Below are 13,347 nucleotides of genomic sequence, written 5' to 3'. Positions count from 1 at the left end.
TGAAATGAGTGCTAAGCGATACGGGTAACAACTCATTGCTGATTAATATTCACCCAATAGATTCAAGGTGCGGGCAGACGGCCATCGAACGAATGCCGAGACGCTTACGCAAATAAACGCCGCGGGTGAGCGAGAGCAGTCAATACACCGGCAACCTGAAAAACGGCGGGTATAAATGGCTATGATGCAGTTTGCCCCATATTAAGAGGAAAACCAAACCTGATTGCCGTCGCCGGTTCGCATTTAAACCATTCTTGAACCTTTGATTAATTTATTTTCCCGCAAGCTGATTTACTTCCGGCAAGCCGTTACAATGAGGCGCTTATTGCTATTCGTGATAGCAGCGCGTTTTTTATCCACGTTTAATCATCCCGCTAAGTTCGTCAATTCAAGGTAGGTGTTTGTGCAGAAGTATCTGTCAGAAGCGCGTAAATTATCAGCGCTCGCGATCCCTGTCATCATCGCGCAAGTGTCCCAGACCTCCATGGGGGTGGTTGATACCATCATGGCAGGCGCATACAGCGCAACGGATATGGCGGCCGTCGCCGTCGGCACGTCAATCTGGCTACCGGCCATTCTTTTCGGGCATGGTCTGTTGATTGCGCTTATTCCGGTTGTGGCGCAGTTAAATGGATCAGGCCGCCGAGACCGTATCGCACATCAAATTCGACAATCTTTCTTTCTGGCATTGATCGTTTCCGTGCTGACCATGCTGGCCCTCCATCAAGGGGAGCGGATTATCCGACTGATGAATGACGACTCGCCAGAGCTGGTGGAAAAAGCCGTCGGCTATCTGCAAGCGCTCCTTTGGGGCGTGCCAGGCTATCTTTTTTATCAGGTTTTACGCGGTCAAAACGAAGGGCTGTCAAAAACCCTGCCCGGCATGATCATTGGTTTCATCGGCTTAGTAATCAACATACCGATCAACTATATCCTGATTCACGGTAAATTCGGTATGCCGGAGCTGGGTGGGGTCGGCTGTGGCGTCGCTACCGCTTCCGTTTACTGGATCATGTTTCTGCTGATGGCGGCCTATAGCAAAAGAGCCGTCTGGCTGCGCGACATCAAGCTACAGCAGCCCGGATTCAAACCCGACTGGCCGGTGCTGAAACGGCTATTCACCCTGGGTTTGCCCATCGCTTTGGCGCTGCTGTTTGAAGTGACGCTATTTGCCGTGGTGGCGCTACTGGTGTTGCCGCTTGGCGTGGTTGATGTCGCCGGTCACCAGATTGCGCTCAACTTCAGCTCGCTGATGTTCGTGCTGCCGCTTTCTATTGGTATCGCGACCACCATCCGTGTCGGCCATCGTCTGGGCGAAGGGTCGGTCGAGAATGCGCGAATCGCCTCCTATACCGGCATTATGTGCGGCGTGGCGCTGGCATTTTGCACCGCGATGTTCACCGGCCTGCTGCGCGAACCGATCGCCCGGCTGTACAATCAGGAGCCCGTGGTTGTGGCAATGGCGTCGCAACTCATGTTGCTGGCCGCCGTCTATCAAATATCGGATGCCATACAGGTTATCGGCAGCGGCGTGCTGCGCGGTTATAAAGATACCCGCTCGATCTTCTATATCACCTTCGTCTCCTACTGGGTACTGGGGCTTCCCGGCGGCTACCTGCTGGCGTTGACCGATTATCTCGTTCCCCGCATGGGGCCGGCGGGATTCTGGTGCGGGTTCATCATCGGCTTAACCGCCTCCGCCATCATGATGGTCGCACGCATTCGTTTTCTTCAGCGCCAGCCGGCCGCGCTGATTTTAGCGCGATCAGCGCATTGATATCGCGCTGGCGCACGCCACGGACGGCGAAAACGGATGAAAAAAACAGCGGAATGCATAGAAGCGCAGCAATCGCACCGTACAGGGCCACAAATTTGCATTTTCCCCCTTGCCAGCGACAAGAGCGACCGTTAATATTCGTTCCCGTTGTCAGGCAGACAGCAAGTTTTAAAAACTTTTCCTGAATGCGTTCTTAGCTCAGTTGGTTAGAGCACCACCTTGACATGGTGGGGGTCGATGGTTCGAGTCCATTAGAACGCACCATTTCTTGTTTCAAAAATGCCTACAGGTCTTTGAAATAACAGATAAAACCACCCTTTAGCGTTTTAGCGGCTTTCACTGAATTCCACCGAAATTCGATGCATTTAAGTCCAAATTTAAGTCCAAATTTTGGACCGTCGGAAACGAGGTAGAATTCGAGTCCGGATTGTTGCTGTTAGCCGATGCTATTGGAAACCAGAATCCAGCTCTGACGTAAAATCAGGAGTTGCGATTAGAACGCCGCCATCATCAGCCGCATCGCCGCTCAACCCCGACCAGCGGGCTGGGCAGTCACGTGGTATCCGCAGTGTACTTTGCCAGTGCAGCGTCGTTCATGCGGCCTCGCTTGCCCGCCAGGGTTTCCTGGCCAGCACCGTAGAAACCGCCAACGCCGCAAACAGCCAGCCGCTCCAAACCGTTCCCTGCATCCCTGCCGCGTCGATGAAGCCGCCGCCGACCGCCGCCCCCAGCACCACGCCGCAGTGATCGACAGCCATACCGCCCGTCTGCGCAGGATCGCCAGAGTCTGTCCCGGTGCGTGGATCCTGGCTTCGCGCCTGGGCACAAGCACGGTCCACAACCCGGCTGCGGCCGCCAGATTCACCACGGCACAGAAGTAGAACGAGGCCTCGTAGGACACCACGGCCTCGATCCAGGTCACCAGCGGCACGCCCAACACCAGCCCCAGCGTGGTGCCGAGGAACGCCATCGAGGTGTCGTGCGCGGCGCGCTCTGCCGGGTACAGCGACACGGCCCAGTGCGATGAAGAACAATGACCGGGTGCCGTTCATGGCCGCGCCCCGGTCCGGCGATCGGACATCTCCGGGTACGCGCCGGCCGCCAGCGCCGGGGCGGGAAAGCCATGACGCCTGGCGACCCACACCACCACCAGCGTTGCCGCCAGCAACCCCAGCAAGGCCGGTGCGAAGGCGTCGACGCCCAGGCGTTCGAGCAGCACGCCCCCGACGATACCGCCGCCGGCAATCGCCGTGTTCCAGGCGGTGACCAGCATGGACTGCGCGACATCCGCGGCGTCTCCTGCTGTTTTGGCCAGTGCCGTCTGGAACAACGTCGCCGAGCCGCCGAAGGCCAGGCCCCAGGCGGCCACCGCCGCATACACCACGCAGGGCGCATCGCCCGCCACGCCGAGTGTCAGCGCGGCCAGGCCGAACACGAACGTACTGGCAAGCGTCAGCACGCGTAGGTAGCGGTCGATCAGCACGCCAACGATCCAGATGCCCAGCAGGGATGAGACGCCGAACACCAGCAGCACCAGATCCGTCCGTTCGGCCATGCCCGCCGCCGCCAGGAACGGTGCGATGTAGGTATAAAGGATGTTGTGCGCCAGCACGAAAGCCAGCACCACGAACAGCACCGGCCGCACGCCGGGTACCGTGAACACCTGCCCCAGCGAAAAGCGCTTACCCGCGGCCTGGCCGATGAAGTCCGGCAACTTGATGCGCGCCCACACCATGAGCACCAGCGCCAGTGCGCTCATGATGCCGAAGCAAGTCCGCCACCCGACCAGATTGCCGAGGAAGGTGCCGGCCGGCACGCCCAGCGACAGCGCCAATGGCGTGCCGACCATCGCAATGGCTATGGCGCGCCCCTTTTGGTGCTCCGGCACCATGCGCGCGGCATAGCCCGCCAGCAGCGCCCACAGCAGCCCGGCCGACACGCCCGCGAGGAAGCGGGCCACCATAGTCAGGAGATAGCTGCCGGAGAACGTGGTCACAGTATTGGAGACGACGAAGCCCGCGATAGCCGCCAGCAGCAGCGGGCGCCGCCGCACGCCCTGCGTGGCGGCGGTCAGCGGGATGGCCGCCAGCAGCGAACCGATGGCGTAGATCGTGACGGTCTGGCCGACCCAGGCCTCGGACACCGCCAGGCTCTGCGCCATCTGCGGCAGCAGACCGGCCGGCAGCGCCTCGGTCAGGATGGTGATGAAGGCCGCCATGGCCAGCGCCAGCAGCGAGGCCAGTGGCAGGCGGTCGTGGGCAGTGGCGCTCATCGTCCAGCCTCCCGCGCGGGTTGTGCCGTGTCGTCCACTGAACGTGCCACGACCACCTTGCCGGCGACGCCGCCGCCTTCCACCAGCCGATGGGCTTCGATCAGGCGGGTTGCGTCCAACGGATGGAGCATGTGGCTGACGGTCGAGCGCAGCACGCCCGCGTCCACCAGCGCGGCCACTTCGTCGAGGATGCGGTGCTGCGCGATCATGTCCGGCGTGCGGTACAGCGGACGGGTGAACACCATCTCCCAATGCAGCGACACGCTCTTGGCCTTGAAAGGCGCTGCGTCCAAGGTGTCGTGGTCGTCGATGATCGCCAGCCGACCCTGCGGCGCGATCAGTTCGGCCAGTTCGCCCAGATGGTCGGCCGTATGCGACAGCGCGGCGATGTGGGTGACGAGCGGCCCCGGCTCGGGACGCTCGGTTTCGATATCGGTCAGGCAGTCGGGATCGTCCAGCGTGGCACCGCGGCGAAACGCGATGGCCGCCATGTGTGCGGGTAGCGTCTTCATCACCGCACCTCCAGCGCGCCATAGACGGCATCGCGCAGGTCGGTGACGAAGCGGCCGGACATGCCTTCGTACAGCGTGTTGGTGAAGGCCACGACGCTCAGGCCCTGCGCGCGATCTACGAACCAGGAATGGCCATAGGCGCCGCCCCTGCGCCAGGTGGCTGCCGATTCCGGCGTCGCGGCCAGCCAAGGGTCGTCCAGTGCCTGCTGCACGGTGACCTGGATACGTGCGGACAGGTGCGCGGGCGAAACACCTTGGCGCAGGGGAAATTGCAGACTCGTCACGGCAAATACCTCGATTCAATAGGCAATGCCTTGACGATATAAATATCTCGATTAAAGAAAAAGTAGGCTACAGTTCCTTGATGTGCGGAACAAAATGTCCGCAATTGTGAGAGGAGCGGATTATGGACAGCCTGAATGGCTTCTTGGTGTTCGTACAGGTCGCCGAGACGCGCAGCTTCGTCGCCGACGGCCGGCTTCACCCCATCCTCGCTGACCATGTAGAGCGCGCCGGCGTCTTCCATGTGCTGTGGCCGGCGAGCAAGCCCTCCAGACCCAGAGGTCAGCGCAGTCGATAACGCGGCGTGGCCCACGCCGCCACCTTGGCTCACCGAGCTCGAACATCGTTCGAGGTCACTGAGCCTGCACCTGCCTCTCTTTGATCCAGCCAACCGCTCCACACCGTCAGCAGCAGGCCAATGCCGACCATGATCGCGCCGACCCACGGCGTTGCACCCAGCCCCAACCGGGATTCCGCCACCAACCCGCCGATGACAGCGCCAAGCGCAATGCCGGCATTCGCCGCCGACACGTTGATGGTCGAGGCGATGTCCACGTTGCCGGGCCGATGGCGCTGGGCAAGCTGCACGACGTACAGCGCCAGGCCCGGCACGTTGCAGAACATCAGCGCGCCTAGCACGCCCAGCGTCAGGATCGAGCCGAATATGGACGACGCGGTGAAGGTGAAGATCAGCAGCACCGCCGCCTGCACGCCAAGCATCAGCGCCAGCGCCGGCACCACCCTCTTGTCGGAGACGCGCCCGCCGAGGAAATTGCCGACGATCACCGAAACACCGTAGAGGGCCAGCATCCACGCCACGCCGTTCGGGCCGAAGCCGGTGATGTCGGCCAGGATGCTGGGCAGGTAGGCGAAGGCGACGAAGGTGCCGCCCCAGGCGCAGAAGTTCATGCCGAACGCGATCAGCAGGCGTCCGCTGCCCAGCACCTTGACCTGTTCGATGAGGCTGCCGGCCGGCGCGATGTCGATCTTGCGCGGCAAGGTGGCCGCCATCGCCAGCAACGACACCAGACCGATGGCTGCGACAAACCAGTAGGCCATCGGCCAACCCAGGCGCTGGCCGATGACGGTCGCAATCGGTACGCCGGCCGCGACCGCGATCGTCAGGCCGCCGAACACGATCGCCACCGCCGAGGCCCGCCGGTCTTCCCCCACGAGGCTCGCAGCGATCGCTGCGCCGACACCGAAGAAGATGCCATGCGGCAACGCGGAGACGATGCGCGCGACGATGAGCAATTCGTAGCTCGCGCTCAATGCGGCGGCGGCATTGGCCAGGACGAACAAGGTCATGACCGCCAGCATCAGCGTCTTGCGCGACAGGTTTCCCGTCAGCGCCGCGAGGATCGGCGATCCGAAGCTGACGCCCAGCGCATAGCCGCTGACGACCAGCCCGGCGCGCGCCAGGTTGACGCCGAAGTCGTCGGCGATCTGCGGCAGCACGCCGACGCTCGCGTACTCGGTGGTGCCGACGGCGAAGCCACCGACCATCATGGACAACAAAGCGGGCAAGGTGCCGCGCTGGGTGGAAACAGCCATCACGAACTCCGCAATAGATGAATTGAATCTAATCTTTCGGAGTGTAGAGAGAATAGCTATGATGAAATAGATGCTTCAGTTCAATTCACTATTGAAATGGATTCCCTGAATGTCTAGGCAAAACATCAATCGCGCCTTCGAGATGGAAGTGTTCATCGCGGTGGTCGCCGCCGAAGGCCTCACGGCGGCCGCCGAGCCGTTGGGTATGACGGCCTCGGCCGTCAGCAAGCTCATCAATCGGTTGGAAACGCGCCTGGGGACGAAGCTGCTGCATCGCACCACGCGCAAGCTGCAACTCACGCCAGAAGGCAGCGCCTTCCATGAACGCTGCCTGCGCATCCTCGACGACATCGACTGCGCCGAGCACGAGGCCGCACAGGTGGGATCGCCGCGCGGGCGCGTACGGATCAATAGCCATGTGGCCTTCGGCGTCCATTACCTGCTGCCGCGCCTGTCGGAATTTCTGCAACGCTACCCGGACGTTCAACTGGACGTGACGCTGAGCGACGTCGTGGTCGATCTGCTGGACGACCGCAGCGACGTCGCCATCCGCACCGGACCGCTGCCGGATTCGCGCCTGACCCAGCGCCGACTCGGCGCCAGCGGCCTGGTGGTGGTGGCCTCGCCGGACTACCTGCGCCGCACCGGCACTCCTGAACGGCCCGAAGACCTGCACCAGCACCGGCGCCTGGGCTTCAACTACGCCCGGCATGTGGATGCCTGGCCCTTCATCGGTGGGGATGGCGCGCACATCGCCATCGCACCGTCGGGCGACCTGCGCCTGGGCGATGGCGAGAGCATGCGCCAGATGGCGCTGGCGGGGGTCGGTGTCGCCCGGCTGGCGCGCTACCACGTCCGGGCCGATCTTGCTGCCGGCAGGCTGGTACCCTTGCTGGAAAAGCACGATTGCGGCGCCGTGGAAGACATCCATGCAGTGTTCGTCGGCCCAGGCCGACATGTGCCGGCGAGGGTCAGGGTGCTGCTCGATTTCCTGGCCGAACGGGTGGCGCAGGACTTGGCTTGAGGCAATAGTCGGTTTTGACCGCTGCGACGTGGGCATCTTCCCTGTCAACGGCGATCTGGCCGTCAACGTGCGCCAATCATCCCGCGCATTTGCGATCGGCTGCCGACCGATGCCTTCCGCATCGCCAAATGCCTCAATCCATCTGGCTGGTCGGCGAGGCCACTCGGCTTGCCAGCAGCGACACCAGTCCGTCCACCGCAGCTTCGGCCTGCTGGATCGAATCGGCCAACCGCTGGTCGGCGAACTCATCGTACTCGATGGCCACGCCATGCACATCGGTCACACCGATGTAGGCAAAGGCGGTGCGCACGGACGCTTCCACATGGTTGCACCCCGCCAGGCGCTGGCCTGCGTCGTATCCGTAATCCCCGCGCGAGGACAGAATCACCAGGCGCTTACCGGCATTGGCCAGCAGCGGCCAGTACGGCTCGCCGCTGCGGCTTCGATCAAACCCGAAGGTCCGTCCCACGCGCACGATGTTGTCGACCCAGGCCTTGAACTGTGCCGGCGGGGCGAAGTTGTACATCGGCACGCCGGCGACGATGAGGTCGGCATGCAGCAGTTCGTCCACCAGCGTGTCGCTAGTCTGCAGCGCCTCTCGCATCCAGTCCTCGCGCTCGGATTCCAGCGTGAACGCGGCATGGATCCAGCGACTGGTGACGGGCGGCGGAGGCTCCTGGCCCACATCCCGGTAGATCACCTGTGTTTCGGGGTGTAGTGCCGCCCATTGCCGGACGAAACGGGCCGTCAGTCGGCGTGTGTGCGAGCCGTGGGGTGTCGCGTCGGAACCGCCTGGGCGGGCGCTGGCGTCGATGTGCAAAAGCGTGGTCATGCTGGTAATGCTCCTAATGGATGAAGTAAAATCACTCACATAAAGTTTCATCCGAGAAGAAAGCCCAAACAAACGATAATTTATCAGCCAATAGATGATATGGAATCATTCATAGATGACGACGCGCCTTCCCTCGCTCAGCGCATTGCGTGCCTTTGAGGCGGCGGCGCGACTGAACAGTTTCAAGAAGGCTGCCGAGGAACTGGCCGTCACGGCCACCGCCATCAGCCACCGCATTCGCGTGCTGGAGGAAGACCTCGAACGCCCCTTGTTCGTGCGCAAGGTCCGCGCGGTCGAACTGACGCCGGATGGGCAGACCTTGCTTGCAGCGGTCAGCAGCGGTTTCCAGGCCATCGCCATGGCGATCGAGCAGGTGCGCCGACCTCGCCGTGCGTCGGTAACGCTGTCGGCGACGCCGGCCTTCGCCACCAAATGGCTGGTGCCGAGGCTGGCCGCGTTCCAGACCGTATATCCCGACATCGACCTGCACGTGCATGCGTCCAACGCGCCCGTCGATCTGAACGCCGGCACAGCGGACCTGGCGATCCGGTACGGCCACGGCCATTACCCGGGCCTTACCGCCACCTTATTGCTGGAGGATCGTTTCGCCCCTGTCGCCAGTCCGACCATACGGGCCGCGATACGCCAGGAGGCCTCGCAATGGCCGCTGATCCATTTCGACTGGCATCGTCCCCTCCCCATGGACCTCACCTGGGCGGCCTGGATGCGCGCGAGCGGCCACCCGCCCTCCGACCTGTCCACCGGCATCCGCTATTCCGAGGAAAGCCACGCCATCCAGGCGGCTGTCGCAAGCCAGGGCGTGGCCTTGCTCAGCCTTGTTCTGGTTGAGGAAGAACTACGAATGGGATTGCTGGAAATCGTGGCCGAACCGGTGCTCAAGGGCATGTCGTACCACGTCCTCAAGCCCGGCCGGCGGTCTGTATCCGACGCGGTGCTGGCCGTGGAAGACTGGCTGGTGCGCTCGGCCGAGACAACGCACTTCAACATCAGTCCATAGCCGGCCCACGCTGCCGCCCAATCTCCCACGATACTCCACCGCCGCGCACCGTGGCGGCGAGTTGCTGGCCCAGCCGCTACTTCGATTCATACGGACAACCAATTCGCAGGAATATAAGACCCAAATAATGTCAGACGCATTATCGCCTGGATGAAAATGGAAGGATTTCCATGATCGCTTCCGGTTTTTAATTAATCCAAAAAGTCATCGTTTTCAAGGTAGTAAACAACTGCATCAAGAAGATCTTTTTTATCCGCCCCGGGAGAATGCTCCAGCTTGTTATCGATTACGGCCTTAAAAATAGGTGCTTCCAAAAAAGTCCCATAGTTTTCTTCAAAATCAATTTCTTCATCCTCATTTTCAGCAAGATAGTATTTACCATTGCTAATATCGTTCGTTGACTCAACATCAAACGAGGGCTCGACATACAACCAGCCAACATCTGGCAACTCTTTATACTTTGCCAATAACGCATCAAAACCAGAAATAACTTTCATTTGTCACCTCTTTATTTACGGCATTTCGTTCCGCCACCCCATTTATTACGCCGACCGGTACCATCAGGGTGATAAATTTTATGGTAGCTTTTATGATCATTAAAATCAGCCAATTGTAAGGAACCTGGTGAGTCACCGTGGTGCCATGTTAGACCTTTAGGTGATGAACCTCGGAAATTGCCATTTTTCATTGGTTGAACGTGCTCAACTGCACCGAGGTATTTAGTCTGCAGTTCCCGTTTAAATTCAGGATCCCTTACTGATGGTCGGCTGGAATGAAGCTGCCGAGCTAACGCCTGGAATAACGCCTTGTCCGCATCGCTGAGCCTGTCGTTTTTACTCTGAGTAAAAACCAATACCGACCCGTCAATCAGGACAAACACCGCCTGCTGCCACCAGATACGTTTGCCGTCGCGCAGATAGCTGGCCGGCACGCATTCACCTTGCACGGTTTGCCCCAACGCCACTGGCAGGCGTTCATCGGAGCGCCAGGCTTTAAGATGCTGAGCCAGCAATTGCACTGTCGGTCAATATAAGCAGAGAGGGTTTCGGTCGGCTGCAAGGTATCGCGGGAAATATTTATCGAGGCGGCATGATCATCGTTGGGGGCAAAGACGGTAACGGTACGATCAACGTATCCGGCAGGCAGGGTCACACGGCCTTCGTGAAACCGGCGAATAGGGTCAGAAGAAGACATGGCAGCATCCTTTTGCATTTAAGTCCAAATTTTGGCCCATCTGAAACACGGTTGAGTTCGTGTGCGGGTTGTTGCTATCGCCGGGCAAAGCCTGCACGCTTGCCGATATTCTTATCCATAAAATGCCTATCTTTATGCATTTAAATTCCTTGATGAAAACTTTAAATCTGGCTTAATGTAAAGCCGTTTTACAATTAGATAACAGGGAATTATTGCCTTTAAAATGTTCAAATCAACATTATTAAATTTAAAATGACTGTAGCTAACGTCTATTTTGTGCATCAATGCCACAACCCCCTCAGCATTAGCAACTTTTTGCTACACCGAGCAATATATTTTAAATTAGAAAGAGAAATTTTTCTTAATGTTTAACGGGAGTATATTTAATGAGTAGTAGTGCGGATGTACTTATCTCGGGATACCTGAAATTAAGAAGCGTACTTACTCACCGTTTTGGCGTTGACGATGCGGAGGATTTAGCACAATCGTCTTATGAGAAAGCGATGAATTATTGCGCCTCTCAAAGCATCAATTCTCCAGATAAAATATTATTCACCATTGCTCGTAATCTGAATATTGACGCTTTTCGAAAAAACAAAGATTACCAACTTATATCTCTTGATGATATAGATGAGTCTGTGGGGACAATTCCGGTAATTGAACTCAATCCGGAGCGTCACCTCTCAGCAAGTCAGACAGTAGAACAGCTTTGTAACTCACTCGATAGCCTCCCCCCCCGATGCCGGGAAGCTTTTATACTTTGCAAATTCCATAACTTGTCGTATGATGAAACCGCAAGAGAAATGGGAATTAGTACGACGGTTGTCAGGAAATACCTTGTACAGGCAATGAAGGAATGCCGAAAAATACTTACAGAGTAAAAAAAGTCTAATGAACATTAAACATTCTTCGGTGGCATGATATGGATCAATCTCAAAGGGAAAGAATTGATGATTTGATCGTTTCGTTCACTTTTGGTGAGGCCGAAGAAAAAAACAGCGCAGGTGAAGAACTTAAGCGCCTGGCACAAAGCAGTTCCGAAGCTCAGAGTTACATCATACAATATCTCTCCATGAATGAAGTTTTCGACTGTTACCACAGCGATCTTCAGGAAAAATATCCTCGCCTCACTGAAAAAACCGTCCTCCCCCATCATAATTTACCAAACAGCGCCGTCTTAATTAATCGTCAGAAAAACTGGCTACTTGCCTTATCCGGCCTGGTTTTAATTTCTTCATTAGTTTGGTGGAAGAACCCGCTGATTTCCTCGGAAAATATTTCATCGCCAGTGGGTAAACAAATGGAAATGACATTAGATGATGGAACTTCTCTTCAGCTAAATAGTAACTCTTCAATTAATTTTAAAAACAGACTTCGTACGCGGGAAGTGACCCTGGAACGAGGAGATGCGTTGTTTTCGGTAAAGCATATTACGCTGAAACCTTTTATTGTTGCGGCTAGCGATGTACGAATCAGAGATATTGGCACTCGTTTTACAGTAAGCTTACGTCATGAAGATATACGCGTTGCCGTTTTAGAAGGTATCGTTAACATATCAACGCCGTTAAACAGTAGCGGCCTGAATTTTTACGCTAACAATGCAGCAATGGTTAAAAATGAAAATATCATTCCGGTAAATAACATTGATGAGCATGAACAATTTATAAGCTGGAAAGATGGCATTCTTAAGTTTAATGGTACATTGCTCAGTGAGGTAATAGAAGAAATTCAGCATTACAGAAAAGCACCTGTCCTCTTAGCCGATAAAGAAGCAGGGAAAATACGCCTTACCGGCGTTTTTTCAAGCACAGACCCAGATTTGCTGCTCAAAACGCTTCCTGAGGTATTACCGGTACAGGTCAAAATTTCAAATAATGGTACGGCAAAAATCTACTCTGCGCCGGCAAGGTGAACGATGTCCTGTTCAGCGGGCGCTTAAATTCGTGCCGTCCTGCTGTAAAAGATCAGATCCCGCCGATACTCATTTGCTCTACCAAAAGCGATCCACACTCAAAGGAGCCAGTGTTAAAACGATCTGCGCCCACGCCTGCTATACCCGAGTAGATATCCTGCAAATTTCCAGCGACGGTGACACCTTCCACCGGATACTGGATTTCCCCATTTTCGACCCAAAAACCTGCGGCAGCACGTGAGAACCCGCCAGTGACTAAGTTGACGCCTTGTCCAAAAAGGCGGGTGACATACAAACCGGTTCCTAACTTTCGCAGCATTGACGCCAGATCGTCTTCAGGTTTTGTCAGTGTACTGTACACAAATAAACCATGTGATCCGCTGGCATTGCCAGTGGTTTTCATGCCGAGCTTTTTCGCGGAATAGGAAGACAGAAAATATTCTTCAACCACGCCAGAACGGATAATATGCCTGCGTCGCGTTTTCACCCCTTCGCCATCGAAAGGCGCGCTTCCGAAAGAGGCGCGTACGTGAGGGTTCTCAATGACGCTGATGTCGCCAGCAAATATCTCCCTTCCCAGACTGTCAATAAGAAATGACGTTTGGGAAAAAAGCGATATACCATTTAAAGCGGTTGAAACTATACCGACGATATCTTTCGCCAGTAAAGCATCAAAGAGTACTGGAGACTTTTTTGTTTTGACCTGACGAGGATTAAGGCGGGAAAGCGCACGGTTAGCAGCGAGCTTACCGATAGCTTCCGGCTCCTGGAGTTCGGTAAAACGGCGCTCAGAAGAGGACCTGATCTTGCCCAGCGACGGTGGACACAGCCTTAAGCGAGGTTTCTTTCCTCAAATTGCACCGGGCTTAGCCCGCCGTTGGCACTATGCCGTCGGTGCCGATTGTAGTCTATCTCGATATACTCGAATACCGCCGATTTCATCTCCTCCCGCGTGTTGAACCTCTCACCG

The 13,347-nt window shown here is 57.0% G+C and carries 14 protein-coding genes, 1 tRNA gene and 3 pseudogenes; 7 read left to right on the top strand and 11 right to left on the bottom strand.

Features of this window, described 5'->3' with window-relative positions; all coding sequences use genetic code 11:
- Nucleotides 1–403: 403 nt before the first annotated feature.
- Nucleotides 404–1,777, top strand: a complete 1,374-nt coding sequence (locus tag ABRZ26_RS00090) for an MATE family efflux transporter (RefSeq protein ID WP_319602230.1) — start codon at nt 404–406, stop codon at nt 1,775–1,777.
- 187 nt (nt 1,778–1,964) lie between these two features.
- A tRNA-Val gene (locus ABRZ26_RS00085) sits at nt 1,965–2,041 on the top strand.
- Between the two features lie 329 nt (nt 2,042–2,370).
- Here ABRZ26_RS00085 and ABRZ26_RS00080 read toward each other — a convergent pair.
- From ABRZ26_RS00080 to ABRZ26_RS00065, 4 genes and pseudogenes are all read right to left on the bottom strand, one after another.
- Nucleotides 2,371–2,535, bottom strand: a complete 165-nt coding sequence (locus ABRZ26_RS00080) for a hypothetical protein (protein WP_319602229.1) — start codon at nt 2,533–2,535, stop codon at nt 2,371–2,373.
- A 290-nt stretch (nt 2,536–2,825) separates the two neighbouring features.
- Nucleotides 2,826–4,049, bottom strand: a complete 1,224-nt coding sequence (locus ABRZ26_RS00075) for an MFS transporter (RefSeq protein WP_319602228.1) — start codon at nt 4,047–4,049, stop codon at nt 2,826–2,828.
- Complete coding sequence (locus ABRZ26_RS00070) at nt 4,046–4,561, bottom strand: zinc-binding dehydrogenase (protein WP_319602227.1); 516 nt, start codon at nt 4,559–4,561, stop codon at nt 4,046–4,048. Before ABRZ26_RS00070 ends, ABRZ26_RS00075 begins: the two co-directional genes overlap by 4 nt.
- Nucleotides 4,561–4,761 (bottom strand): annotated as a pseudogene (locus ABRZ26_RS00065) (serine hydrolase); the annotation flags it as partial. The gene ABRZ26_RS00070 and the pseudogene ABRZ26_RS00065, both read right to left, overlap by 1 nt.
- A 206-nt stretch (nt 4,762–4,967) precedes the next feature.
- Between ABRZ26_RS00065 and ABRZ26_RS25075 the strand changes: the two are divergent.
- Nucleotides 4,968–5,075 (top strand): annotated as a pseudogene (locus tag ABRZ26_RS25075) (LysR family transcriptional regulator); the annotation flags it as partial.
- A 95-nt stretch (nt 5,076–5,170) separates the two neighbouring features.
- On the opposite strand, the gene ABRZ26_RS00055 reads toward ABRZ26_RS25075, so the two are convergent.
- Complete coding sequence (locus ABRZ26_RS00055; RefSeq protein ID WP_319602226.1) at nt 5,171–6,397, bottom strand: MFS transporter; 1,227 nt, start codon at nt 6,395–6,397, stop codon at nt 5,171–5,173.
- 109 nt (nt 6,398–6,506) lie between these two features.
- On the opposite strand from ABRZ26_RS00055, the gene ABRZ26_RS00050 reads away from it, so the two are divergent.
- Nucleotides 6,507–7,421 (top strand): LysR family transcriptional regulator, encoded by a 915-nt coding sequence (locus tag ABRZ26_RS00050; RefSeq protein ID WP_319602225.1) that lies wholly within the window; start codon nt 6,507–6,509, stop codon nt 7,419–7,421.
- Nucleotides 7,422–7,554: 133 nt separating this feature from the next.
- Here ABRZ26_RS00050 and ABRZ26_RS00045 read toward each other — a convergent pair whose 3' ends face one another.
- Nucleotides 7,555–8,253, bottom strand: coding sequence for an FMN-dependent NADH-azoreductase (locus ABRZ26_RS00045; RefSeq protein ID WP_319602224.1), 699 nt, complete (start codon nt 8,251–8,253; stop codon nt 7,555–7,557).
- A gap of 115 nt (nt 8,254–8,368) precedes the next feature.
- On the opposite strand from ABRZ26_RS00045, the gene ABRZ26_RS00040 reads away from it, so the two are divergent.
- Complete coding sequence (locus tag ABRZ26_RS00040) at nt 8,369–9,271, top strand: LysR substrate-binding domain-containing protein (protein WP_319602223.1); 903 nt, start codon at nt 8,369–8,371, stop codon at nt 9,269–9,271.
- A 191-nt stretch (nt 9,272–9,462) separates the two neighbouring features.
- Here ABRZ26_RS00040 and ABRZ26_RS00035 read toward each other — a convergent pair whose 3' ends face one another.
- From ABRZ26_RS00035 to ABRZ26_RS00025, 3 genes and pseudogenes are all read right to left on the bottom strand, one after another.
- A complete protein-coding gene (locus tag ABRZ26_RS00035; protein ID WP_319602222.1) occupies nt 9,463–9,768 on the bottom strand; it encodes a DUF7716 domain-containing protein in 306 nt (101 codons plus the stop codon).
- A gap of 11 nt (nt 9,769–9,779) precedes the next feature.
- On the bottom strand, nt 9,780–9,959 hold the full coding sequence (locus tag ABRZ26_RS00030; RefSeq protein ID WP_319602911.1) for an HNH endonuclease: 180 nt from the start codon (nt 9,957–9,959) through the stop codon (nt 9,780–9,782).
- A gap of 105 nt (nt 9,960–10,064) precedes the next feature.
- Nucleotides 10,065–10,465: pseudogene (locus tag ABRZ26_RS00025) on the bottom strand (DcrB-related protein); the annotation flags it as partial.
- A 386-nt stretch (nt 10,466–10,851) separates the two neighbouring features.
- Here ABRZ26_RS00025 and ABRZ26_RS00020 point away from each other — a divergent pair.
- Both ABRZ26_RS00020 and ABRZ26_RS00015 read left to right on the top strand, forming a co-directional pair.
- Nucleotides 10,852–11,346: an RNA polymerase sigma factor gene (locus ABRZ26_RS00020; protein ID WP_319602221.1), complete on the top strand. Its 495-nt coding sequence runs from the start codon at nt 10,852–10,854 to the stop codon at nt 11,344–11,346.
- A 41-nt stretch (nt 11,347–11,387) separates the two neighbouring features.
- Complete coding sequence (locus ABRZ26_RS00015) at nt 11,388–12,377, top strand: FecR family protein (RefSeq protein ID WP_319602220.1); 990 nt, start codon at nt 11,388–11,390, stop codon at nt 12,375–12,377.
- A 52-nt stretch (nt 12,378–12,429) separates the two neighbouring features.
- Here ABRZ26_RS00015 and ABRZ26_RS00010 read toward each other — a convergent pair whose 3' ends face one another.
- Both ABRZ26_RS00010 and ABRZ26_RS00005 read right to left on the bottom strand, forming a co-directional pair.
- Nucleotides 12,430–13,131 carry a metallopeptidase TldD-related protein gene (locus ABRZ26_RS00010; RefSeq protein WP_319602910.1) on the bottom strand — a complete coding sequence of 234 codons (702 nt, stop codon included), beginning with the start codon at nt 13,129–13,131 and terminating at the stop codon, nt 12,430–12,432.
- Nucleotides 13,132–13,208: 77 nt separating this feature from the next.
- A partial coding sequence (locus tag ABRZ26_RS00005) for an IS3 family transposase (RefSeq protein ID WP_319602909.1) occupies nt 13,209–13,347 on the bottom strand: 139 nt, incomplete at its 5' end.

Source organism: Brenneria sp. L4-2C, assembly GCF_040240335.1.
Classification (GTDB): Bacteria; Pseudomonadota; Gammaproteobacteria; order Enterobacterales; family Enterobacteriaceae; genus Brenneria.
Note: the sequence above shows the minus strand (reverse complement) of the source record. Positions and strands in the feature narration are given on the sequence as shown.

What these genes read in the sequence shown, in the direction of transcription:
- ABRZ26_RS00080 (WP_319602229.1), bottom strand. Translation starts at nt 2,535, where the DNA reads ATGGCTGTCGATCACTGCGGCGTGGTGCTGGGGGCGGCGGTCGGCGGC.
- ABRZ26_RS00075 (WP_319602228.1), bottom strand. Translation starts at nt 4,049, where the DNA reads ATGAGCGCCACTGCCCACGACCGCCTGCCACTGGCCTCGCTGCTGGCG.
- ABRZ26_RS00070 (WP_319602227.1), bottom strand. Translation starts at nt 4,561, where the DNA reads ATGAAGACGCTACCCGCACACATGGCGGCCATCGCGTTTCGCCGCGGT.
- ABRZ26_RS00055 (WP_319602226.1), bottom strand. Translation starts at nt 6,397, where the DNA reads ATGGCTGTTTCCACCCAGCGCGGCACCTTGCCCGCTTTGTTGTCCATG.
- ABRZ26_RS00050 (WP_319602225.1), top strand. Translation starts at nt 6,507, where the DNA reads ATGTCTAGGCAAAACATCAATCGCGCCTTCGAGATGGAAGTGTTCATC.
- ABRZ26_RS00045 (WP_319602224.1), bottom strand. Translation starts at nt 8,253, where the DNA reads ATGACCACGCTTTTGCACATCGACGCCAGCGCCCGCCCAGGCGGTTCC.
- ABRZ26_RS00040 (WP_319602223.1), top strand. Translation starts at nt 8,369, where the DNA reads ATGACGACGCGCCTTCCCTCGCTCAGCGCATTGCGTGCCTTTGAGGCG.
- ABRZ26_RS00035 (WP_319602222.1), bottom strand. Translation starts at nt 9,768, where the DNA reads ATGAAAGTTATTTCTGGTTTTGATGCGTTATTGGCAAAGTATAAAGAG.
- ABRZ26_RS00030 (WP_319602911.1), bottom strand. Translation starts at nt 9,959, where the DNA reads ATGAAAAATGGCAATTTCCGAGGTTCATCACCTAAAGGTCTAACATGG.
- ABRZ26_RS00020 (WP_319602221.1), top strand. Translation starts at nt 10,852, where the DNA reads ATGAGTAGTAGTGCGGATGTACTTATCTCGGGATACCTGAAATTAAGA.
- ABRZ26_RS00015 (WP_319602220.1), top strand. Translation starts at nt 11,388, where the DNA reads ATGGATCAATCTCAAAGGGAAAGAATTGATGATTTGATCGTTTCGTTC.